General features: G+C 35.3%; 28 protein-coding genes and 2 pseudogenes. 13 read left to right on the top strand and 17 right to left on the bottom strand.

Translation table 11 applies throughout. The features are described 5' to 3' along the window. Nucleotides 1-114: 114 nt before the first annotated feature. Both L950_RS10050 and L950_RS10040 read right to left on the bottom strand, forming a co-directional pair. Nucleotides 115-306 (bottom strand): hypothetical protein, encoded by a 192-nt coding sequence (locus L950_RS10050; RefSeq protein WP_021188390.1) that lies wholly within the window; start codon nt 304-306, stop codon nt 115-117. 599 nt (nt 307-905) lie between these two features. After that, nucleotides 906-1,118: a hypothetical protein gene (locus L950_RS10040; RefSeq protein ID WP_021188388.1), complete on the bottom strand. Its 213-nt coding sequence runs from the start codon at nt 1,116-1,118 to the stop codon at nt 906-908. Nucleotides 1,119-1,529: 411 nt separating this feature from the next. On the opposite strand from L950_RS10040, the gene L950_RS10035 reads away from it, so the two are divergent. Further along, on the top strand, nt 1,530-2,108 hold the full coding sequence (locus L950_RS10035; protein ID WP_021188387.1) for a hypothetical protein: 579 nt from the start codon (nt 1,530-1,532) through the stop codon (nt 2,106-2,108). A gap of 33 nt (nt 2,109-2,141) precedes the next feature. Here the strand turns inward: L950_RS10035 and L950_RS10030 are convergent, their stop codons facing one another. The 6 genes and pseudogenes from L950_RS10030 to L950_RS10010 all read right to left on the bottom strand — a co-directional run bounded on the left by L950_RS10030 (nt 2,142) and on the right by L950_RS10010 (nt 4,831). Further along, a complete protein-coding gene (locus L950_RS10030) occupies nt 2,142-2,816 on the bottom strand; it encodes a sensor histidine kinase (protein ID WP_262507040.1) in 675 nt (224 codons plus the stop codon). A 68-nt stretch (nt 2,817-2,884) separates the two neighbouring features. Then, nucleotides 2,885-3,253 (bottom strand): PAS domain-containing protein, encoded by a 369-nt coding sequence (locus L950_RS10025; RefSeq protein ID WP_197086359.1) that lies wholly within the window; start codon nt 3,251-3,253, stop codon nt 2,885-2,887. A gap of 3 nt (nt 3,254-3,256) precedes the next feature. Next, nucleotides 3,257-3,469, bottom strand: a pseudogene (locus L950_RS37225) (PAS domain-containing protein); the annotation flags it as partial. Further along, nucleotides 3,424-4,026, bottom strand: a complete 603-nt coding sequence (locus tag L950_RS10020) for a PAS domain-containing protein (RefSeq protein ID WP_021188384.1) — start codon at nt 4,024-4,026, stop codon at nt 3,424-3,426. The pseudogene L950_RS37225 and the gene L950_RS10020, both read right to left, overlap by 46 nt. A gap of 99 nt (nt 4,027-4,125) precedes the next feature. After that, nucleotides 4,126-4,311 (bottom strand): hypothetical protein, encoded by a 186-nt coding sequence (locus tag L950_RS10015; protein ID WP_021188383.1) that lies wholly within the window; start codon nt 4,309-4,311, stop codon nt 4,126-4,128. A 259-nt stretch (nt 4,312-4,570) separates the two neighbouring features. Then, a complete protein-coding gene (locus tag L950_RS10010; protein ID WP_021188382.1) occupies nt 4,571-4,831 on the bottom strand; it encodes a SemiSWEET transporter in 261 nt (86 codons plus the stop codon). Between the two features lie 587 nt (nt 4,832-5,418). Between L950_RS10010 and L950_RS10005 the strand changes: the two genes are divergently transcribed. Continuing rightward, on the top strand, nt 5,419-6,195 hold the full coding sequence (locus tag L950_RS10005) for a hypothetical protein (protein WP_021188381.1): 777 nt from the start codon (nt 5,419-5,421) through the stop codon (nt 6,193-6,195). Nucleotides 6,196-6,224: 29 nt separating this feature from the next. Here L950_RS10005 and L950_RS10000 read toward each other — a convergent pair whose 3' ends face one another. Further along, a complete protein-coding gene (locus tag L950_RS10000) occupies nt 6,225-6,947 on the bottom strand; it encodes an MBL fold metallo-hydrolase (protein WP_021188380.1) in 723 nt (240 codons plus the stop codon). A 236-nt stretch (nt 6,948-7,183) separates the two neighbouring features. Between L950_RS10000 and L950_RS32710 the strand changes: the two genes are divergently transcribed. Then, nucleotides 7,184-7,717 (top strand): EamA family transporter, encoded by a 534-nt coding sequence (locus L950_RS32710; protein ID WP_231577046.1) that lies wholly within the window; start codon nt 7,184-7,186, stop codon nt 7,715-7,717. After that, nucleotides 7,711-8,052: an EamA family transporter gene (locus L950_RS32705; protein WP_231577044.1), complete on the top strand. Its 342-nt coding sequence runs from the start codon at nt 7,711-7,713 to the stop codon at nt 8,050-8,052. Before L950_RS32710 ends, L950_RS32705 begins: the two co-directional genes overlap by 7 nt. 105 nt (nt 8,053-8,157) lie before the next feature. Here the strand turns inward: L950_RS32705 and L950_RS09990 are convergent, their stop codons facing one another. From L950_RS09990 to L950_RS32700, 3 genes are read right to left on the bottom strand one after another with little or no spacing between them, the layout of a single operon-like run. Further along, nucleotides 8,158-8,373: a hypothetical protein gene (locus L950_RS09990; protein WP_021188379.1), complete on the bottom strand. Its 216-nt coding sequence runs from the start codon at nt 8,371-8,373 to the stop codon at nt 8,158-8,160. A 57-nt stretch (nt 8,374-8,430) separates the two neighbouring features. After that, on the bottom strand, nt 8,431-8,655 hold the full coding sequence (locus L950_RS09985; protein WP_021188378.1) for a hypothetical protein: 225 nt from the start codon (nt 8,653-8,655) through the stop codon (nt 8,431-8,433). 47 nt (nt 8,656-8,702) lie between these two features. Further along, nucleotides 8,703-8,909: a hypothetical protein gene (locus L950_RS32700; RefSeq protein ID WP_021188377.1), complete on the bottom strand. Its 207-nt coding sequence runs from the start codon at nt 8,907-8,909 to the stop codon at nt 8,703-8,705. A 257-nt stretch (nt 8,910-9,166) separates the two neighbouring features. Between L950_RS32700 and L950_RS09975 the strand changes: the two genes are divergently transcribed. The 3 genes from L950_RS09975 (at nt 9,167) to L950_RS09970 (ending at nt 10,143) form a co-directional block, all read left to right on the top strand. Continuing rightward, entirely contained in the window at nt 9,167-9,688 is a 522-nt protein-coding gene (locus tag L950_RS09975; protein WP_021188376.1) for a ferritin-like domain-containing protein, read from the top strand. 65 nt (nt 9,689-9,753) lie between these two features. After that, entirely contained in the window at nt 9,754-9,906 is a 153-nt protein-coding gene (locus tag L950_RS28545) for a lmo0937 family membrane protein (RefSeq protein ID WP_021188375.1), read from the top strand. A gap of 36 nt (nt 9,907-9,942) precedes the next feature. Next, complete coding sequence (locus tag L950_RS09970; RefSeq protein ID WP_021188374.1) at nt 9,943-10,143, top strand: hypothetical protein; 201 nt, start codon at nt 9,943-9,945, stop codon at nt 10,141-10,143. 246 nt (nt 10,144-10,389) lie between these two features. On the opposite strand, the gene L950_RS09965 is transcribed toward L950_RS09970, so the two are convergent. Then, complete coding sequence (locus L950_RS09965) at nt 10,390-10,584, bottom strand: cold-shock protein (RefSeq protein WP_021188372.1); 195 nt, start codon at nt 10,582-10,584, stop codon at nt 10,390-10,392. A 593-nt stretch (nt 10,585-11,177) separates the two neighbouring features. Here L950_RS09965 and L950_RS09960 point away from each other — a divergent pair. From L950_RS09960 to L950_RS09955, 5 genes and pseudogenes are all read left to right on the top strand, one after another. Further along, entirely contained in the window at nt 11,178-12,299 is a 1,122-nt protein-coding gene (locus L950_RS09960) for an NAD(P)H-binding protein (RefSeq protein ID WP_021188371.1), read from the top strand. Continuing rightward, a pseudogene (locus L950_RS32695) lies at nt 12,259-12,507 on the top strand (DUF2867 domain-containing protein); the annotation flags it as partial. The gene L950_RS09960 and the pseudogene L950_RS32695, both read left to right, overlap by 41 nt. A gap of 20 nt (nt 12,508-12,527) precedes the next feature. Beyond that, nucleotides 12,528-12,617: a DUF2867 domain-containing protein gene (locus L950_RS37220; RefSeq protein ID WP_231577042.1), complete on the top strand. Its 90-nt coding sequence runs from the start codon at nt 12,528-12,530 to the stop codon at nt 12,615-12,617. Nucleotides 12,618-12,686: 69 nt separating this feature from the next. Next, nucleotides 12,687-12,926 (top strand): nitronate monooxygenase, encoded by a 240-nt coding sequence (locus L950_RS35260; RefSeq protein ID WP_262507038.1) that lies wholly within the window; start codon nt 12,687-12,689, stop codon nt 12,924-12,926. After that, the gene (locus L950_RS09955) at nt 12,923-13,768 is read left to right on the top strand and encodes a nitronate monooxygenase (RefSeq protein WP_316930595.1); all 846 of its coding nucleotides are present in this window, start codon (nt 12,923-12,925) and stop codon (nt 13,766-13,768) included. The genes L950_RS35260 and L950_RS09955 overlap by 4 nt, the downstream gene beginning before the upstream one ends. 51 nt (nt 13,769-13,819) lie before the next feature. On the opposite strand, the gene L950_RS32685 is transcribed toward L950_RS09955, so the two are convergent. The 3 genes from L950_RS32685 to L950_RS35255 all read right to left on the bottom strand — a co-directional run bounded on the left by L950_RS32685 (nt 13,820) and on the right by L950_RS35255 (nt 15,983). Next, complete coding sequence (locus L950_RS32685) at nt 13,820-14,185, bottom strand: sensor histidine kinase (RefSeq protein WP_021188370.1); 366 nt, start codon at nt 14,183-14,185, stop codon at nt 13,820-13,822. Continuing rightward, a complete protein-coding gene (locus L950_RS32680; protein WP_021188369.1) occupies nt 14,146-14,436 on the bottom strand; it encodes a hypothetical protein in 291 nt (96 codons plus the stop codon). The genes L950_RS32685 and L950_RS32680 overlap by 40 nt, the downstream gene beginning before the upstream one ends. A 230-nt stretch (nt 14,437-14,666) precedes the next feature. Then, nucleotides 14,667-15,983 carry a GAF domain-containing protein gene (locus L950_RS35255; RefSeq protein WP_021188368.1) on the bottom strand — a complete coding sequence of 439 codons (1,317 nt, stop codon included), beginning with the start codon at nt 15,981-15,983 and terminating at the stop codon, nt 14,667-14,669. Nucleotides 15,984-16,413: 430 nt separating this feature from the next. Here L950_RS35255 and L950_RS26310 point away from each other — a divergent pair, with 430 nt between their 5' ends. After that, nucleotides 16,414-19,098 (top strand): PAS domain-containing protein, encoded by a 2,685-nt coding sequence (locus tag L950_RS26310; RefSeq protein ID WP_021188367.1) that lies wholly within the window; start codon nt 16,414-16,416, stop codon nt 19,096-19,098. Nucleotides 19,099-19,236: 138 nt separating this feature from the next. On the opposite strand, the gene L950_RS29890 is transcribed toward L950_RS26310, so the two are convergent. After that, the gene (locus L950_RS29890) at nt 19,237-19,656 is read right to left on the bottom strand and encodes a prolyl oligopeptidase family serine peptidase (RefSeq protein WP_021188366.1); all 420 of its coding nucleotides are present in this window, start codon (nt 19,654-19,656) and stop codon (nt 19,237-19,239) included. Nucleotides 19,657-20,395: the final 739 nt, after the last annotated feature.

Raw genomic sequence — 20,395 nt, 5'->3', positions numbered from 1 at the left:
CAATTCCGCCGCCACATGTAATATGCGGAAGAAATTATTTTGATTAATTGAAATAAATTTAATGGTTCCTAATAGCCTTTATCAGTTCATCTTTTTTCATTGAATGCCTACCGGCTATGCCAATTTTTTTGCTTCTGCAAGTAGATCCGATTTTGTCCTCGAATCCAAGTCAGTAGCTTCTCCGCCTTTCTTGCTGGCATCCGGAGAATTTGCAATTCGTGCGGATTTTTCCTTACTCATTCCTTTCTTGCGTAATGCTTCATATTGAGCATCGTCTTTAATCTGTTTTCCGTGATCTTTTGCCATTGTTTTACATTTTAAAGTTTACATTACTCTCTTCTTAGCTGAGATTTCCCAAAGTAAGAACGGCTTGAAACGAACAATGTTTAAGAAGACGCTTCGAATGCGTAGTATTTGAAAAAACAGGTATTTTCTTACTATTCTGGACAGAAAGTTATGATTTTATCAATCAGGTATTTTGACTTGTAGTCTCACGTACATACAATGATTTCTTACCAAATTATACCTGTTTTAAAATATTTTATTAACCACTTTTATCTCACTTTGTTTTATAATAGTATTTCCGTTATAACTTTTAAATATGAAAAACCTGATTGTACTTTTATTTATTCCGGTCCTGTCATTTTTAGGCTTAGTGATTAATCTGCTTATTGCTATGCTAACCCGCATCAGACTAAGAGCATATTCATTTTTTAAATCAGAAGACAAGGGTAAGAAAAATTTCATTACTGCAGTCCTGATTAATGGAATTTACAATAGCGACACGATCTTTATGTAACAATCTGCCATTAAGAATGCATCGTATTGTGATTATTATCATATTAATGAACCATTTAGGTAAATTTCAAATTATTGATATAAATTAGAGTGAAGCTGGTAGATGATCACGTATCGTGATCATCCATAAGTTTTGCGATATTATTATCAGCCTCCTTTTTTGCAAAATGTTCTCGCGCAAGCTTTAGTCCTATTGCAATAGCCGTTCCTTCACTGGCGCCTTCTTTTAATAGCGCATTCGCAATTTCTACAGCTTTATCACGAATTTCAACGGGCTGGTTTTTATAGGACGGTGGATAATCATTGTTGTACCAGGGCATAAATTCTCCTTTCTAGTAGTTAAATAAACAATATCAAAGCAATGAGTTCCATAAAATCGGTGACTCACTAAAATCTTTTGTGAACTGTAATTGTATAACACATAAGCGCTTATAAAGTTGATTCTTATATTCCAGATAAAAAGAAATTATAAATTTTCTTCAAAAACCGAATAAAAAAGCAAACAACTTGAATTACAGATTTGTTCTATAATAACAACAAACTACTATGAAGTAAAATTTTTTATTTACCTAATCCTACATGTTATGCGATTCACTTCCTTATCCCGACCCTTACTTCTAGATCTCAAGTGCAGAGGATATAACTTATTGACGTCCTATAATTCTCTTGATTTATCTAACTCGACATGGCAACCTCTCCGGGTTCACAATGTGCACGAATATCTTCTACAAATGAATTTTAATGGAAGTAATACTTATCTAAAAAAGCCGACCATTCTCGTAATAGATCAGGTTTTAAAACACATAGATGATAATAAATTTGGTGGAGAAGTATTTGTAGAAGATGATCATTCGCAACGTTTGCAGCAGAAATGTAGACTATATGATCTTCGTTATCATTTCACAGCCAATCCAGAAATTTACGATTTTTCATTCGATCCACAACGGCTACTGATCCGGAATCATGCCTTACGTACGGGGGACCACGACATTTATTTTAAATACCTAGCGATGTACTATCAGGAGCATGTGACTTATGAAAGGCGGGATATAGAAGAACTGACCGGAACGCTAATGTGTCTGGATGCAAATCAAGCTGAAAAATGGTTTAAAAAGCATGATGTAACCGTTATGGAATCAGATATTTGGATATGTGACGAAGATGCTATTCTGAAAGTATTTGCTGTGAAAGAGCATGACCATCATTGGGGAATTTTAGATGATACAGAGGAAATGATCTATAATCTAATTAACCCCCAAGAACTCGTGTTATTACGTGATATTTTCTGGATAGATCCCAGGATAATTTAATGACTAATTGGACGTTTCTATTTATGTTTATTCCTAGCTAGGGATTGGATCACCGATCTCATCAAGTGAAAAGTAGAAGGTCGTTCCAGATCCTTTCTCGCTTTCTACTTCAATTGCTGAATCATGATAACGCAGGATCTCAGAAACAATGTAAAGCCCTATGCCGAACCCTGATATGTGTGCAATTTCATCATTATCAACTCTGTAGAAACGGTTAAATAACTTTTCTTGATCTTCTTTAGCAATTCCGATACCTTCGTCACTAACAAACAATTTGACTTTCCCGTCTTTTTTCTCACAACCAATCGTGATGGTGCCACCGGCAGGTGAATATTTTATTGCATTTGAGATCAAATTGGTAAAGACCTGTGCTATTTTATCATGATCTGCAAAGATTGTAATTGGTTCTGCGCATGCAAACTTAATTTTATGCTTAGATATCATCAATTGCGCTTCCTCTCGCACTTCCTCAAATAAAGATAGAAGTGTTATGGACTCTTTATTTATTTGCAATTGATCTTCTTCAATCCTGGCGAGGCTGAGGAAATCCCGTATCATGGCAATCATTTTTTTAGACTGGGTTTCAATTTTGTTACTCATCTGTTTACCCAGATCATTTTTATTGTCCTGGTAATTTTTCTGCATGATCTGAGTAAATAATAAAATGGAGGTAAGCGGAGTTTTCAGTTCATGGCTCACCATGGAGATAAAATCATTTTTCCTCCTTTCTTCCTGTTTTTTTTCAGAAATATCCCTAGCAATTTTTGAAACTCCTATTATTTGACCAGTAATATCCTAATGGGTGATATGGTTAGAGACACGTCCAGCAGCTGTCCCGTTTTGGAGATACGAATAGTCTCAAAGTGTTTTAATGATTGACCAGCTCGTAATTTCGCAAGGATATGATCCTCTTCACTTTTGCGGTTTTCAGGAATTAACTTCAAAATAGGCTGACCGATTATTTCACCAGCTTTAAACCCAAATAATTCTTCTGCTGCAGCGTTCCAGCTTGTTACGATGCCTTCTAAAGTTTTACTGACAATGGCGTCATTGGAAGAATTAACAATTGCCGCCAGTTCAGCATTTTTAGTTTCCGAATTTTTAAGTTCAGTAATATCAAGTACCGAACCAATAATTCTATGCATCTTATTTGTATTATCCATATAGGTAGCTCCTTGAACGCGTATCCATATGGTACTATTTTTATCGCTCTTTAATACCCGGCATACAAAATCAAAGTGTGAATTGGAACTGCTTTCTTTTAGCTTTTGTATTATAAGGTTAACGCTATTTTGATCCTCTGGGTGAAGGAGCTCTAAAATGTGGTGGTAGTTAAGGTCATTGAGGTGTAGTCCAAGAATTTTTTCGGCTTGTTTAGAGATATAGAGTTTGTTTTCTTCAAAATCCCAGTCCCAAGTGCTAGATCAGTGGCCTCAATGGCCAGTCTAAGTCGTTCTTCACTCTCTTCCAGTAAAGTCATGAGCTTGTTTTTCCTTTTTTCTTCTTCAACCAGCGGCGTTACATCTTTTGTAAAACAGCGCGAATGTATAAACTTTCCATCTTTGAAAAGTACATTTGAACTGATTACAACATACTTAATAGAACCATTTTTACATTTCAATCTTGCAGGAAAATCCCGTATGGTTTCTTTGGCGGTAAGGCGGTTAAGAATTTCTTCGATTACTGCTGCATCCTTATGGAAATCACTGATCGGATGGCCAATATATTCTTCTTTGTCATAACCCAATAGATCTAATTCTGCTTGGTTTGCCCAAATAATAATCCCGCTCTCATCCACCCAATGTAATGGGACAGAACCATTTTCAATAAAGTCGGAGAGTTCAGCAACGCGATTTCTAAGTTCATTATTTTCCTTTTCCAGAATTGCTAAATTATCAGATATATCAATCTTATTCATGCTGTACGTCTCTTTTTGTATTTAAAGATAAAGAATAACTGCACAATTTTGTACTAATAGTCATATAAATTAGCAATTAAGGAAGTTTGTGGAATTGCATTACGCTTCGTCCTTGGTGTTTTTAACCAAGCCTATTCCAGAGAAGAAAAAGATTAGACCAATAATTCCGACTACGATGAGCGTCGTATAGGCCGTACTCTTATTAACCAATTCATAGCCCGTATAAATCATTCCTACAACACCTAATAGCGTCAGTATCGTTCCGAAAATTCGTTTTACATTCATCTTTTTTTATTATAAGTGATTTTTTTTGAAATTTTATCTTACCAACATCATACTTCCACCCAGAATAGTAAACTGTTATGGATAGCAATTAAGATTACCCTTATTCGGTTGCTGTCTTTTGGTTGCTAGTCATGGTTTTTGTTTCGTATTGGTTTTGATGCATTTCTTATACAACAACTGATAAAGCAAAAGGTTCGAGTTTTAGAGATTAGTAAAAAAGTAAATAGGTAATAAGGAGAGAAGATCCTAGTTGCTATACTTATTTGTCCTTAAATCTCAGGTAATAACTCAGTAAAAACAAATTGACTAGGACAGCAAAAGCGTTTGAAATAATAATCGGTAATTCATTCTTTATTATTCCATACCACACCCATAAGGATAAGCCCGTTATCAGGATAATGATCATGGGCAAAGAAAGGTCTTCAACGGTTTTTTCCTTTATCACTTTTAAAAGCTGAGGCAACATGGATATTGATGTTAAAATTCCGGCAGTGATTCCGATTATATTTTCTAGGATCATAATTTTTATTTTTATAAAGTGCGTGAATATCCATTTTCTTTATGTTCGCTTTCGTATTTGTACCGTATGTTGAAATTAAATACGGGTTTTAGGACGCATTGTTGAAAATAAGAAGTAATAGATATTAATTTTGATATTCGGTTCATCACCGTGCTATTAATTTGGTATATAAAAGGGTTTCAGCTTTGAACAGGCTGTGACCCTATTTTTTTGCGAAACTATCTTGCTATAGAAATATGATGGTTTTCAAAAAGATTTACCAGGTAGAGCAACATGTAGAGTTATGTTTTACTTAAAATAAAATTCATGCTTCTCAGTGAAAATTATACAACTGACTGGAATTGCTTACGCTATCTTTCTGCACTAGGCAAAGTCTCGAATTCATCGGAAATTTGAATACAAATTCATTTGATCCCATCTTAATTATATTTCTTTTATCACTTTAGAACCTTTTTAGGATCATAAAAGTTCGATGAAGGTGAAATAAATTGGCAAAAGAAGCTTTGATCCCATGAGGTGTAAATTTTAACATATGAATGGCAAACGACTACGTTGTTTGATTGTTATTGAATTATAATCAACATACTATGAAAAATATTACCCTTGCGATTACTAATCTTGTGGCTTTATTAACTACGATCGTTATTAATTACTTATCAAATACCGGTTTCATAAATGGCAGAACAATGAAAATTGTTTCCGATGACTATCATAACTTTTTTACTCCCGCGTCGTTTGCTTTCTCTATCTGGGGACTGATTTATTTGCTTTTGATCGGTTTTGTTACGTATTCATTTTTCATATTGAAAGCAAAGAAAGAGAGCCAAATTATAGATCGGGTAGGAGCATGGTTTACGGTTTCATGCCTGTTAAATAGCATATGGGTTATTGCTTGGTTGACAGATTATATCGGAATTTCTGTAGTATTGATGATTTTGTTACTGCTAACGTTATTGAAGATTGTTGTGAATGTTAACGTAGCACTGACTAATCCTCCATTTCGTCTTGTCGCATTCGTTTGGTGGCCATTCTCGCTATATGCAGGGTGGATATCGGTTGCATTAATCGCAAACATAGCCGCTTATCTCGTTAAAATCGATTGGAATGGATGGAATATTTCACCGGTATACTGGACAATGATCATGGTAATTGTAGCGGGTATTGTTAATGTTTTTATGACCTGGAAGCGTAATATGCGCGAATATGCTTTAGTAGGAGTATGGGCATTAATAGCTGTAGCGGTTGCCAATAGAGATAACGGAACAGCTATCTTCCTTGTTAGCATGGGTACTGCAGCAGTTATTGCTACAAGTTGCTTGATTCATGGCATCAAAAACTTTCGCGGCTTTGGAAATGAAATTTAAATAGCAAGATTAAATCGTCAGCTTAAATTTTAGAACTGTAAGATAGCACTTTTCATGTCGTGATACAGAAGCACTTTCCAATGCTGCGCTTTTGCAAGTTTTTCCCATTCAGTACGTTGCTCCATAGCTTTCTTACCATCGAAATCGCTCTTAAATGCAATTGGATATTTTAAATAGCCTGCTGTTGGGAGGTTATCAGCACCGTAGAAAGCAATGCTTTCTTTGTCGCGAATTAAAAACACCTGATGAAAGGGTGTATGGCCGCCTGTCACTTCAAAAGAAATTTCTGAGCATATAATACCTTTATCTTCGTCCATCCAAACAATGGTGGCATTTTCGGTAATAAAATCCAAAATTTCAAAATCAAAAGAGGGATTATTGGTCTTACTTTTAGCAAAAAGATATTCTCTTTTCTGCATATAAATCTTTGCATCAGGAAAATTCAGAAACCATTCATTTCCTTGTGTATTGACTAAGCCAGCAATATGGTCTTTATGGAGATGTGACAATAAAATAGTTGTAATACATGAGGGATTGAAACCGAGGGCTAGTAGGTTATTAAGTATTACGGGAGATCCTTTATGATATCTCCCTAGCCCTGCATCCAGCAAAACAACATGATCCTCAACCTCAATAAGAAAAGGCTGGACAGCCATTTTAAGGCCTGTCGCGCTTGCTAATTCTTCCAAAGGAGTAAATACCTTGTTTTTGTCGACGCAGAAGTCACCATCTTTTAATACATGTATTTTCATATAACAGCAAAATACTTTTATTCAGGGATATTAGCAAGCAGAGAAATACAATATCGTGCTTATGTTTAATAAAAAATAGTTATTTTTGAATCAATCATGAATAGAAAAAGTAGCCTTCCTCCTCCAATAGCATAATGTCCTAGTAAAATAGATTGACATACTTTCGGCTGATAAGCCGTGTGCATCATTATGTCAAAAATTTAGATATTAACTATAAAAAGAAATACGCTCATTTCATGAAAAAATCATATTTACGCTTACACATTGCTGTTATATTAGCTGGTTTTACGGGAGTTTTCGGTAAACTAATATCCTTAAACGAGGGTTTATTAGTGTGGTACCGAGTGCTTTTATCAGCAATTATATTGTTCTTTGTTTTAAAGTTCTTTAAAAAAGATATCAAGCAGTCCATGCCCGAAAAACTTACTATAAGTTCTGTAGGCATGTTGATTACCATCCATTGGATATTTTTCTATGCCAGTATAAAATATGCAAACATATCAATCGGAGTGGTCTGTTACTGTTTGACAAGTTTATTTACAGCAATTTTCGAACCTCTGATCAACAAAAAACCTTTTTCAGTCCCACAGCTTTTATTAAGTTGCCTAACTTTATTAGGCATCAGTTTAATATTTCATTTTGATTCATCTTATCAGCTTGGGATATGGCTTGGAGTTATATCAGCCGCATTTGCAGCATTGTATACTGTATTTAATGAGCGGTTGGTAAAAAGCATGATAGCATCGTCATCAATTACTATCAAATGGTAGGAGGGACAATCGGTTTGGGAATACTATTACCATTTTATCTGTATTTTTTTCCAGTGACAACGTTGCTTCCTTCTACAACAGATCTACTCTACCTATTATTGCTAGCCGCTTTTTGTACCGTCACGTTGTATGTCCTGTTTGCGGAAGTTTTACGGGTAATACCTGCCTTTACGGTTAATTTAAGCTTCAATTTAGAACCTATTTATTCCATAATCTTAGCTTTTATATTTTTTAATGAGGGTAAAGAGGTCAATGCTTCGTTTTATTTAGGTTGTGCTTTTGTCATGTTATCTGTTATCTTACAGAGTGTATTTTCAAAACCAAAGCAGGTCTAAATGTAAAAGCCGATTGCAATTGTTGTAATCGGCTCTATTTTTGTGTTTTAGATTATTTCGTAACCTTTTGTGTGTCGGGCTATTCAGCTCAGTAAAGGCAACAACTTATTCCTGTATTCTTTTGATGGCATCTGAAATATCAAGTTCAACGTTGTTGTCATCAAAAAATGCATCTGCTACATCAGCGGAAGAAATCATAAAATATTTTTCATTTTTAGAATTAATAAAAGTTGTTTTCACCACATTAGCTCCATCTATCAGCAGATTTTCACTAAATGTAGGAGTAAGGTCGTAAGTGTCTTCGTTTAAAATATACAACATCGCTATAATTTTTAAGTTTACTAGAATAATAAAAAGACTTTTCCAACATGAAGTTGCTTATGATCCTGTATGTGGCAATTTAATGTTTATCCACACCGGATATGGGAATTCTAATACATCAAGCGGTAATATATGATGGAGTATCAGGTTATCCTTTGCTAAGTAGTTATCTACATCATCTTCAGCAGGGATTGCTACAACCTTAAAAATGGCATCTTTATCTGTCGAATTAATATCCGATTGCAATAGGCGTACATTATAATCGATCAGCCATCTCGCCAATTCATCCTTTCCGAATCTTTTGAGATATAATAACTCCTTATCAAAATTTAAGAGCTCTTCCTCTTCCTTATCAGGAAAAAAGTATTGAGGAATTTAGCGTAAAGAGATTTATCCTTATTTCGTAATGTGTAATTTTTGATAATTAATCGTTGCGGACTATAATCAAAGCTAAAAGTTTTAGGTTGTTCTAGAGCCTCATAATACTCCTGATAGTTGATAAGTCGACCTTCCAAATTCATTTTTTCCTCTTCCATATATGTATTATTTTATAATTGTCATCTATAAAACAAATAGGACAAGAAGTGGTTTGCTTTTTTCTTATCAATTTTTCTTATATATTATTATTCTTAATAATACTTCGCTTTCAAAAGTCATTTGAAGACGAAGTATTAAATTTTTTATAACGAGATTTTTACCTAATATCTTCTTTTTTATACGCGTTCTATATTTCGTAATGAACTATTATCTGTCCCATAAGTTATTAGTGTAGTTTAAATTAAAACTTAAGATCATGGCTAAAAAAAACAAAGATGGCGAAATGCCAAATGCGCACTTACATGAATTATTTGTAGATGAGTTGAAAGATATTCTGGGTGCGGAAAAGCAACTGCTTAAAGGTTTAAAAAAGTTAGCAGACGGAGCTCATAGTGATAGTTTAAAAGAAGCATTTAAAACGCACTATAAACAAACAGAAGGGCAGATTGAAAGATTAAAAGCGGTATTCTCGAGTCTGGATATGACCGCTCGTGGTAAAAAATGTAAAGCGATGGAAGGCCTATTAAACGAGGCTGATGAAATTTTGGAAGAATTCCAGGATAGCCCTGAAGTACTGGATGCTGCTTTGATCGCCGCTGCACAAAAGGTGGAGCATTACGAGATTGCAACCTACGGTTGTCTTGTTACTTATGCAAAATTGATGGAACACAGTGAAGCAGAAGATCTGTTAGCGGCTACATTAGCGGAGGAAAAGGATACAGATGTATTATTGACTGAAATTGCAATGAGCGAAGCTAATCTCGGAGCAGCAAAATAAATTGATCAAGAACAGGCCGGTATATACTACCGGCTTCTTTATTTTAAATCTAATATTACTTTACTATGGGAAATATATTATACACAATCGCCGTAATTTTGATAATTATTTGGGCGATCAGTTTTTTTGGAGGATTTTTTACTGGTGGGATTATTCATATTCTATTAGTTATTGCCATCATCGTTATTTTATTGCGTGTTATCCGAGGGGGTGTTTAATCCCCCTTTATAGCTGAATTTTAGATTTTTAGTGCTATGGGAAAACCCGATATTTACAAGGAGTTAAATAATGGTAGACAATTTTTAGCTTGGATATTACATGATGATTCAAAAATTGTTGAAATCAGAAGCCCGGTTATAGTGGATGGCTTAGTCGTAAATGTTGAAGTTGAGCGATATCATGAAAACAGAAAAATAGCGGTTTTAGAAATGGAGAATCTTTTAAATAAAGAATAGTATTGTTGGCTTTAAGTTGCTTATGCTCAGGTCTCTATCATAAATGTGTATTGCCGCTAGATGAATGAGGGCCAATTGAATACAGTTTTTTATGAGTTTGTAGAGGTTTCGCAGGATAAGCATATGAGATATGCGCCATACTATTTGTGGGTGGGAGTGGTTATTGTAAAAAATGTAGTTAATTAGCATAATTGCTAATCACTACATCAAAAATAGAGAGAATTACAATATAATTCCCCAATTCTTTTATCTTGCTACGCGTACATTGAATGCGTTAACACCTTTTTGACCGTTTTCTACTTCATAAGTAACACGCTCGTTTTCACGGATGTCATCTAGTAAACCTGTTGAATGTACAAATACATCTTGACCACCATTTGATGGTGTAATAAAACCGAAACCTTTGGTAACGTTAAAGAATTTTACTGTTCCTTCTTGCATTATATTATAGTTTTTATTAAAAATTATTTAATTCTGTGCCACCGTTCATGTCATAAGATATAACTTGATAACTTGCGGAAGTCGATCGATCTGCTAGCAAGAAAAGGATGTATGTATTAGTAAAGGTTGATTGGAATCAAGCTCTACAGAGTACTGCGCACTTTTTATGAATAACAAAAATCGGCAAGTGATGTGGTGAATGATCACGTAAGATACTTACTGGGACTAAATAACCACTACAATGCCCGATACTATCTCAAATATAAATATAAATAAACTATAATCAAATTATTTTTTTCAAAAGTTATCAGTTTTTATTTAAGGTAAAATTGAAAAATACATAAATTAAAAAGCGGAAGACTTACTTTTACCGATACAAATTGTTATTATCTTTACTTGGCGGAATGGAAATGTGAACTTACATTACTCCATGTTTTAGATGTCCAGTACAAGATCTATCATGTACATGGGGCATGGATAATACTTATTGATGTTGTATTTAACGGGCTGACTCTTGAACGATCACAGGACGCTTGAAGATAATTCTGTTACGAAGTGGTGGATTATATGTTTCTTAATGAAAATCTTTACAGATGAAAATACTATTGACAGGAGCCACGGGTTATATTGCTCAACGCTTACTTCCAGTCTTGCTTGACAAAAAACATCAAGTTGTATGCTGTGTTCGTGATGTGAATCGATTTGATAGGAGCAAATATGAAGGTTTTGATTTTGAACTGATAGAGGTCGAGTTTTTGAAGAATGATTTTTTGGATCAAATTCCGCAGGATATTGATGTCGCTTACTATCTGATGCATTCGATGTCATCCTCAGAAAACGATTTTACAGAGGCCGAACTTACTGTAGCTGCTAATTTTAAAGCAAGTATCGAACAAACAAATATTAAACAAGTTATTTTTTTAAGTGGTATTGTTAATAGCAAAGAGCTTTCAAAACACCTGCAATCACGTTTAAATGTTGAAGAACGTTTACAATCGCACCATTATGCTTTAACTACTTTAAGAGCTGGAATTATCGTAGGGTCGGGTAGTGCGAGTTTCGAGATCATAAGAGACTTGGTCGAGAAGCTACCGGTTATGATTGCTCCGAAATGGTTAAAAACAAGGTGCCAGCCAATTGGCATTCGTGATGTCATCTCATTTTTAGAAGGAGTGCTTATGAAGGAATTTACCTTTAATAGAACCTATGATATCGGTGGGCCTGATGTAATGACTTATAAGGACATGCTGCTCCGTTTCGCACAAGTGCGAAAACTTAAGCGCTGGATTATTACCGTTCCTGTCATGACACCCAAGTTATCTTCTTATTGGCTATATTTTGTTACCTCTACTTCGTTTCCATTAGCAAGTAGTTTAGTTGAGAGTATGCGGGTAGATGTAATAGCAAAACCCAATGATCTACAGGAAAAAATTAATGTAAAACCTATGCGTTATGAACAGGCTATTGAACTGGCCTTTGGTAAGATCGAACAAAATCAAGTCATATCGAGCTGGCGAGATGCACTGAATATAGAAAGGTATCCCAACAGCTTTGTTAAACTTATTGAAGTTCCGCAAGACGGGTGTTTTAAAGATGTCAGATCAATGAAAGTGGATGATGTGGATCTTGCCTTGCGTAATATTTGGTCAATAGGAGGTAAAACAGGATGGTATTATGCAGATTGGTTATGGGGTATTCGTGGATTTTTTGGATAAACTGGTTGGCGGGGTTGGTTTACAAAGAGGAAGAACAAATTCAGATACGTTGTCTACAGGCAGTGTCATTGATTTTTGGAGAGTAATTCTTGCAGATAAAAAAGAACGTAGACTACTGTTATATGCCGAAATGAAATTGCCAGGAGAGGCCTGGTTAGAATTTAAGATTGATCAAGATGATACGTTTACCCAAACAGCAACTTTCCGGCCATTGGTATATCCGGCAGATTGTACTGGTATTCTGTTTTACCTTTCCATGCTTTCATTTTTAAGGGTATGATGCAAAACATAGCAAAAAAAACGACTAAAAAGATGTAAAATTATGCTTTATATTTGTTTATGAACCTCTTAAATAAGATGTAAAGCTGGAATTTAACACCCCATATCATGAACTGGAAAAATAATATAACCAAACTATTAGACGTTGAGTATCCCATTATACAAGCACCAATGTTTGGTGTTACAACTCCAGCAATGGTAGCTGCGGCGACTAATGCAGATTGCTTAGGTACTCTTGCCTTGGGCGACCTGCCTGCTGAAAAATGTATTGAACATATTCGCGCAACAAAGCAGTTGACAAAAAATAACTTTGCGGTGAATATTTTTGTAAATGATATACCTGACTGACGGATGCGTTAAGAGAAAAATATACTGAAACCAAAGATTTTATTGAAAATATTGCACGTGAGCACCATCTCGATGTTCATCTGCCCAGCATTGAAGAAATACAGATCAATAGCTATCATGACCAAATTGATGCTCTTATTGCGGAAAAATGTAGGTTTGTAAGTTTCACTTTTGGTAATCTTGACGAACCAAGTATTTATAAGTTAAAAAATAATGGCACCCTGCTTCTGGGAACCTGTACATCTGTTAGCGAAGCGGTTATTTTAGAAAAATCTGGAGTTGATATTGTTTGTGTGCAGGGACTTGAGGCTGGCGGACATCGGGGTAGTTTTAGTAGCGATGACATACCTGCCATAGGAGGTTTATCTTTGTTACCTCAAGTTTATGATAGCGTCAATATACCGATTATTTATGCAGGCGGTATTTACAATGCCAAGACCTTACTGGCTACGCAACTCCTGGGAGCACAAGGTTTTCAACTCGGAAGCCTCCTCTTGGGATCTTCAGAAAGTGCGTTAGAACAATTTGAAAAACAGCGTTTAAGGGATGTCGATGAAACAGCTATTGCGCTTACTAAAAGTTTTTCGGGACGTTATGCACGAGGTATCAAAAATGTTTTTACAAATCTAGTAGATGAAGGACATATATTGCCTTATCCTTATCAGAATAAGTTAACCGGCGAACTGAGAAGAGTCGCAAAAGCGAACAATAATAGCCAGTTTGTTAGTATTTGGACAGGTCAATCTAATAATGGGTATAGTGGGAAATCTACAGCTGAAATTATTCAAAAGCTGATCACAGAAGTGGAGAATTTGTATAGCATTAAAGAGGATAGAAAATAAGGAACTACGATTTCTGATCGTGTTCCTTAAAGATCAAGACAGAAGAATACATTATTCAGCATTCTCAAATATAATCTCAAATGTTGTTCCTTTTCCTACAGCACTTTCAACTCGAATATCCGCTCCTAATCGATCAATAATTCTTTTTACAATAGAAAGTCCGATTCCAGAACCATCATATCCTGAGGAGTTTGAAAGTCTTTGAAAGATATCAAAAATATTATTTTCTTTCTGAAGATCCATTCCAATACCGTTATCTACAATAAAGTAGGTTACCATCGTTCCAGATTGTGTACTGTATACTTCAACTTTTGGGTTTTCTTGCTTGCTGCTGTACTTAACCGCATTTCCGATAATATTTAAAAAAAGTTGATAGATCAGAGTTCGCTCGCCTCGTATAGGAATAATTTCCCCCATTTTAAAATCCAGACCATCAACACCGTATTGATTTTTCGCAATCTCAGTAATGGAAAGGATATTGCTTTTGGATCCAAGATTTCAAGGTTTAATGCAACCGAATTCGATTTAGATAATTCATGAACCTTATCGATCATTTCGGTAATAAGCGCTGATGCATCTAATATATTGTTCGCCAGTTTCAGTAAAAGCTCCCTTGGAATATCATTTTTCATCAATAACATCTGTGCTCCCAGTTTGATGGATGACAACGGATTTTTAAGGTCGTGTGTCAGTGTATAGCTGAAAGTATCGAGCGCATTATTAGAACGGACAAGATCTTTGTTAAGTTGTTCTATTTCGGCATTCCTTTTGGCAATTGCTTGTTGAATAAGGAAAACAATACGCTCTAGGAATGATATCTCGATCTTAAGCCATGGTGAAGATGTATTGCCCGTTATTTGTTTCCATGCATCAAAAGAAGTTCTTGGAGAAGGAAAGCTTATTTTTTTGTTGCATCGTACTGAAGATGCTTTTCAGGTTTTCCAGCCCATATCTCTTCTATTAAGCGCTCTTTGCGGAACAGGTATATTTTCCAATCTGATTGTGGTAATATCTCTGCAGCCATCACGCCAGGAAGTTGGTTTATACCACTGCTGAATTTATATTGATTGCTGGAAATTATTCCAATGTCATTTTTTATGAAATTATGGATTTCCTGCAACTGATTTCTGTCGGGAATTATGCCGAAAGATTTTTCATTTTTAGCATATTTTAAATACAGTCCATCAGCATTCATGATGTGCATGATCTTCTCGCCAAACCTTTCAAGAACATCATGTGTATCTCTGTTTATTAAAAGATCACCTTTTAGATCTTTCTCTAGAATATGCATTGTATTCTGCAATTCTATATCTTTTTTTAATAAATTAGAAATATGATGATTCGTAGCAAATTGGGTCAAAAAAGTACAAAGATGTCTCTGTGCAAGATCCACATGTAGCGGTGTATTATTCTGACAGGTAACCAGTCCCCATAATTTGCCATCTTTTATAATAGAGAAGCTTGCACTAGCGCTAACTTTAGAATTTCTTAAATATTGGAGATGGATCGGAGAGAGCGCTCTAATGCTCGTTTTTGTTAAATCGATATCTGCTCGATCATTACTGATGATTTTATGTGTAGCTCCATCTATATCTGCTGTATGTCTGGCAAGAAAGATGGTGTACAATTCGCGGGCCTGCTTGGGTATATCAAATTCAGGATAGCGATAGCCTAACAGTGAATGTATGTTTTCCGATTTTGATTCTGCAATAACCTTCCCACTGCTGTCTTCCAAAAATTGATAGACCATTACCCGGTCATAATTAATAATCTGGCGTATGATATTCGTAAGCGATTTCCAAATGTCTGTTTTATTTTCTTCTAAATATTTAGCATAATAATACAATCGATTAGGTTTTAACTGATTTTTATTGCAAATCTCCGCTTCCACATAGTTATGATCATTATAGCGATAAATACTTAAATCATAATTTTCATTATTGATGATTATTTTTTCTGTAAATCTGTAAAAAATGGAGGTATTGAAACTATCTTCTATTGTTTCAAAGTCTAATTTGTCATTGCCCGTGAGTGCAGCTAGAATGATATCAATATTTAGATCTAAATATTTTTCTAAAGGAGTATTAGTTAGTAAAGAAACATTTTCACTAGCAGCTATGCATCTTTTATTGTTATTGAATACAAATAGAAAACCGAGATCTTGGATCAGACCACATAGTGTAATTTTCTCATCTTCACAATCTAAAAATTCCATAAGAGCTATTAAAAACGTTCAATAATATATTATTGTTATTTTGATGTAATATCGAGGAGGAATTAGATTTTTTTACAAGCTTATTCTTTCAGAATATTATTTCAATCAGAAACAGAGAGTAAATTTAAGAAATAAAAATGAAATCATTTTAAGCGTCACCCTGCTCGTACTGCTATAATACGAATTAAAACGTGCGGTAAAGGTATAAATACGTATATTTCACTAATTTTTTATTTATAGTTCTACAATAAATATATTCATGATATTTTTGACCAGCAGAACATAGCATAGCAGTTTTTTTGACATTGACCGTTTATATTATTTGCTTAATAAGCGTTAGCTTTTGAACTTTTACTATAGCATAATAGCAAATTTTTGACACATCTACCTGCGCGACCATCAGCTACTTTCGTATTTTATTTTGTAATGAATGAATTTTAATCATAACCATCTACTAAAAGCCCTAGTGGACACTGCACCATCTGGAATTTGTATTCTCAATTCGGACGGTTTTATCGCCGAATTAGCCAATGAGAAGTTTCTGCAGATCGCAGGTAGAAGGGAAGAGGATTTAATCGGTAAATCTTACTGGGAAACCTTTTCAGAAGTGAGGGAGCAATATGAGGATATTTTATGTCATGTCGTTTCCAATAATAAAGCCTATCATGCCGATCAAGTACCAATGATTCTTATGCGCAACGGTAAGCAGGAGCTTATTTATGTAACATTTGTTTATGCACCGATGGTAGATCTTGACGGTAAAGTGCATAAGGTAGCGATCTGGGTTCAGGAAAATACGAAAGAGGTAATGGAACGTGAAAAAGATACCGCTTTTAATAATGCAATGAAAATAGATCGTGACCGTCTGCACGATTATTTCCTTCAGGCACCTGTTGGGATTAGTGTCATGACTGGCGAGAATCTATTAATAGAATTTGTAAATCCCAATTATCAGGCCATGTTGCTAGGCCGCTCACTTGTTGGCCGCCCGTTTTTTGAATCTCTTCCCGAAATAGTTGATACCGATATTGCACAAGCTTTAACCGATGTTTTTAAAACAGGCCTTCCTGTTTCTTTTCGTGATCGCTTAGTCGCTATTTCAAAAGAAGAAGATGGACCGACAATAGACCGTTATTTCGATTTTAGTTATGTTCCCCGGTTTGATTCTAACGCACAAGTGGACGGGGTTTTTAATTTTGCTTTCGAAGTGACCGCGTTCGTTCACAGCAGAAGAAAAGCGCGGCAGGAAAGTAACAACATGGCACAGATACTGGATATGCTACCCGCTTCTGTAGTCGTGATCCGGGGATTTGATCTTGTTGTAGAAATGATTAATGACTCTAATCTTGCCTATTGGAAGAAAACAAGAGAAGAAGTCATCGGTAAACCCTTTCTTGAAATCCTTCCTGATCTTGCCGACCAACCTTTTGCAAGTCAGCTTCGTCAGGTCATGGAAACAGGGCAGGTGATCGATGTGAAGGAAAGTCCGGTTATTTTTACAAACGCTGATGGATCGATCAGAGAAACCTATGTAGATTATACCTATCAACCCTTATCAGATCTAGATGGAAATAGAAATGGTGTACTGGTGATGTCTTTCGAAATTACGGACCGCGTTCACGCAAGAAAGCTATTGGAGCAATATGCAAACGAGCTTACAGCAACAAATGAACTGCTTGCCCAAAGTGAATCCAGATTTAAGTTTCTCATTCAAGAGGCGCCCGTGGCAATTGGTGTCCTTCAGGGTAAAACACTGATTGTGGAGACCGCTAATGATAAAATACTTGAAGTCTGGGGTAAGACCAGAGAAATTGTGGGCCTCCCATTGGCGTCGGCATTACCTGAACTTGATGGTCAGCCTTTTCTTGAAATATTGGATGATGTATTTGCAACAAAAGAACCATTCTATGCCAATGAAATACCAGCATTGCTTGAACATGGAGGGAAATTAAAACAATTATTTTTTAATGTCGTCTACCAGCCTATTTTTGATCAGCATGATAACGTTTCTGATATTGTAATTGTAGCAGTTGATGTAACCGAGCAGGTAAATTCACGAAAATCATTAGAGATCAGCGAACAGCATTTTCGCAAGTTATCTGATCTTGTTCCTGTTAAAATATCCAATGCACTTCCAAACGGAGAAGTAACTTTTTTCAATCAGGGATGGCTTGATTTTTCAGGACTTAGTTTCGAAGACCTCCGTGATTTTGGTTATTTTCAGATGATACACCCGGATGAAATAGAGAATTTTCAAAAAGGGCTCTTACAAGCATCCAAAACCGGAGTTCCCTTTATTTCAGAGATGCGGTTTAAGAATAAAGATGGCCAGTATATCTGGCATATTAACGTTGCTTCTCCTGTGCTTGATGCGCAGGGAGAGTTAATCATGTGGGTCGGTTCTACAACAGATATTCAGTCAATCAAAGAAGAAGAGCAACGTAAAAATGATTTTATTGGTATGGTTTCCCATGAATTAAAAACCCCGCTTACATCCTTAAACGGTTATCTCCAGATCTTACAGTTGAAGTTAAAGCAGGATGATGGTTTAGCATTCGCGGAGCATGCGCTTGAACGTTCACTAAAACAAGTTCGGCTGATGACTTCCTTGACAAATGGTTTCTTAAACGTATCACGTCTGGAATCTGGAAAGATGCACATCGAAAAATCTACATTTGATCTTCGTGGATTATTTAAGGAAACCTGTGATGAATATCGCATTCTATTTCCGAATAATAAAATCACAGCCAAATTGAGTGACGAAGAAATTCCAGTTTATGCCGACCGACAGAAAATAGCACAGGTATTTAACAATCTGATCGGAAATGCAGTCAAGTATTCACCAGCAGCTAGTGATATTTGGGTAACTGTTGAGCAAATTGGTACAAGGGCACGGGTTATGGTATCTGACCAGGGCATCGGCATAAAACAAGAAGATTTATCAAGGCTTTTTGAGAGATATTACCGAGTGGGCAATACGACTGTTTCTGGATTCGGTATTGGGTTATATCTAAGCATGGAAATTATTGAGCGCCATGGAGGCAAGATCTGGGCAGAAAGTGAATTAGGAAAAGGTTCTAAATTCTTTTTTGAACTGAATATATATCAAAATTGATAAAAAAGATCATTTTACGATCTTCCAAACAGCTATAGACAATAATTTTTTATTAAGGATTTAAAAACAGAAGGTATTCAACAGAACAATGACAGGAGCTATGCACAGTGCAATGAAATCGAATCAATTTCCTTAAATCTATAGCTGTTTACTAAATAGCCATTTCTGAAGTTCATCTGTTAGTAAATAAGGGATTACAATGTTGTTATGATCGAGATTTTTAAATGTTGTGAAGACAAGCTTGGCATTACCATCTAATTTTTTGTATAATATTTCGCTTCCGCTGTATGGATTACTTGTGTCTTTTTCTCCATGAATTAGCCAAATATCCTTATGCTTTAGTTTATCAAGGTTTGATAAGTCAGGAACAGCGGCTATAGAAACTATTGCTGCAAATTTTTCAGGGGCTAGGTTGATCAAATTTTGAGCTGTTGATGCGCCCATAGAGTAGCCAATTAGATAAATTCGATTCAAGTCAATATTGGGATGTTCCTTTTCTAGTTTTTTAATCAGTATCAAAATTTGAATAGCATCTTTTGATGGACTAGCTGTCAGCATCCCTTCCGCATTCTGCGAATAGTAGATGATCGCTGTTCAAATTGAGGTGCTAACACAAAGCAATTAAATTTGTCAAATATATCATCCCTTACCCAAGTTCGTGCTAAATGTTCCAATTGATTTCTGTTATCATTGCCTTGTCTTGAAGAATTATGAAATGTAATTACAAGCGGATATTTTTTAGTTGTAGTAAAGTTCTTCGGAAAAAGGAATCGATAGGGGATTTTAGTACTTTCATTTGTAAATACTTTTTTTGAAATATATCTACGGGTAATGCGCTTAGTATATTTCTAGTCTCTGTAAACATGGTGCTATCAATAGACATTTCGTTATATAAATGTGTTTGCGCATGGGAAAAATTGCAAATAAATATACTGAAAAAAAAGATGATTTGCAGTTGGATTCTGTTGTTATACATTTAGTTTTCTATTTCGGTTGACTAAATTACATTTTTTTATTAATCTGAATATATCAGATTTTGTTTACAAGCAGCTTAATCAACCTGACGATAGTTGGTTACGATCAAAAGACATACTCCTTCAAAACGATTATTGGAATTGGAGTGCAATGAGGGTATGAAAGGTACTTTAAAATATTGAAGTGTAAACAAGTGAACCTGATCAAATCGTAAATGGGATAAAACGTATTGTAAATATCTTCTTGTTTTATCGTTTCATACATTAATTTAGTCCTTATTAAGGATTATTTCTGACCTAGTAACAATAAATTACCAAAAGTT

It is taken from the genome of Sphingobacterium sp. IITKGP-BTPF85, from assembly GCF_001006065.1.
Classification (GTDB): Bacteria; Bacteroidota; Bacteroidia; order Sphingobacteriales; family Sphingobacteriaceae; genus Sphingobacterium; species Sphingobacterium anhuiense.
The sequence above is the reverse complement of the archived record's forward strand: the minus strand, read 5'-3'. Positions and strand labels throughout refer to the sequence as shown.

Excerpts from the sequence above, each read along its gene's own strand:
- L950_RS10050 (WP_021188390.1), bottom strand. The coding sequence starts at position 306 with ATGGCAAAAGATCACGGAAAACAGATTAAAGACGATGCTCAATATGAA.
- L950_RS10040 (WP_021188388.1), bottom strand. The coding sequence starts at position 1,118 with ATGCCCTGGTACAACAATGATTATCCACCGTCCTATAAAAACCAGCCC.
- L950_RS10035 (WP_021188387.1), top strand. The coding sequence starts at position 1,530 with ATGAATTTTAATGGAAGTAATACTTATCTAAAAAAGCCGACCATTCTC.
- L950_RS10025 (WP_197086359.1), bottom strand. The coding sequence starts at position 3,253 with ATGCATAGAATTATTGGTTCGGTACTTGATATTACTGAACTTAAAAAT.
- L950_RS10020 (WP_021188384.1), bottom strand. The coding sequence starts at position 4,026 with ATGAATAAGATTGATATATCTGATAATTTAGCAATTCTGGAAAAGGAA.
- L950_RS10015 (WP_021188383.1), bottom strand. The coding sequence starts at position 4,311 with ATGAATGTAAAACGAATTTTCGGAACGATACTGACGCTATTAGGTGTT.
- L950_RS10010 (WP_021188382.1), bottom strand. The coding sequence starts at position 4,831 with ATGATCCTAGAAAATATAATCGGAATCACTGCCGGAATTTTAACATCA.
- L950_RS10005 (WP_021188381.1), top strand. The coding sequence starts at position 5,419 with ATGAAAAATATTACCCTTGCGATTACTAATCTTGTGGCTTTATTAACT.
- L950_RS10000 (WP_021188380.1), bottom strand. The coding sequence starts at position 6,947 with ATGAAAATACATGTATTAAAAGATGGTGACTTCTGCGTCGACAAAAAC.
- L950_RS32710 (WP_231577046.1), top strand. The coding sequence starts at position 7,184 with ATGAAAAAATCATATTTACGCTTACACATTGCTGTTATATTAGCTGGT.
- L950_RS32705 (WP_231577044.1), top strand. The coding sequence starts at position 7,711 with ATGGTAGGAGGGACAATCGGTTTGGGAATACTATTACCATTTTATCTG.
- L950_RS09990 (WP_021188379.1), bottom strand. The coding sequence starts at position 8,373 with ATGTTGTATATTTTAAACGAAGACACTTACGACCTTACTCCTACATTT.
- L950_RS32700 (WP_021188377.1), bottom strand. The coding sequence starts at position 8,909 with ATGGAAGAGGAAAAAATGAATTTGGAAGGTCGACTTATCAACTATCAG.
- L950_RS09975 (WP_021188376.1), top strand. The coding sequence starts at position 9,167 with ATGGCTAAAAAAAACAAAGATGGCGAAATGCCAAATGCGCACTTACAT.
- L950_RS28545 (WP_021188375.1), top strand. The coding sequence starts at position 9,754 with ATGGGAAATATATTATACACAATCGCCGTAATTTTGATAATTATTTGG.
- L950_RS09970 (WP_021188374.1), top strand. The coding sequence starts at position 9,943 with ATGGGAAAACCCGATATTTACAAGGAGTTAAATAATGGTAGACAATTT.
- L950_RS09965 (WP_021188372.1), bottom strand. The coding sequence starts at position 10,584 with ATGCAAGAAGGAACAGTAAAATTCTTTAACGTTACCAAAGGTTTCGGT.
- L950_RS09960 (WP_021188371.1), top strand. The coding sequence starts at position 11,178 with ATGAAAATACTATTGACAGGAGCCACGGGTTATATTGCTCAACGCTTA.
- L950_RS35260 (WP_262507038.1), top strand. The coding sequence starts at position 12,687 with ATGAACTGGAAAAATAATATAACCAAACTATTAGACGTTGAGTATCCC.
- L950_RS32685 (WP_021188370.1), bottom strand. The coding sequence starts at position 14,185 with ATGGGGGAAATTATTCCTATACGAGGCGAGCGAACTCTGATCTATCAA.
- L950_RS35255 (WP_021188368.1), bottom strand. The coding sequence starts at position 15,983 with ATGGAATTTTTAGATTGTGAAGATGAGAAAATTACACTATGTGGTCTG.
- L950_RS26310 (WP_021188367.1), top strand. The coding sequence starts at position 16,414 with ATGAATTTTAATCATAACCATCTACTAAAAGCCCTAGTGGACACTGCA.
- L950_RS29890 (WP_021188366.1), bottom strand. The coding sequence starts at position 19,656 with ATGCTGACAGCTAGTCCATCAAAAGATGCTATTCAAATTTTGATACTG.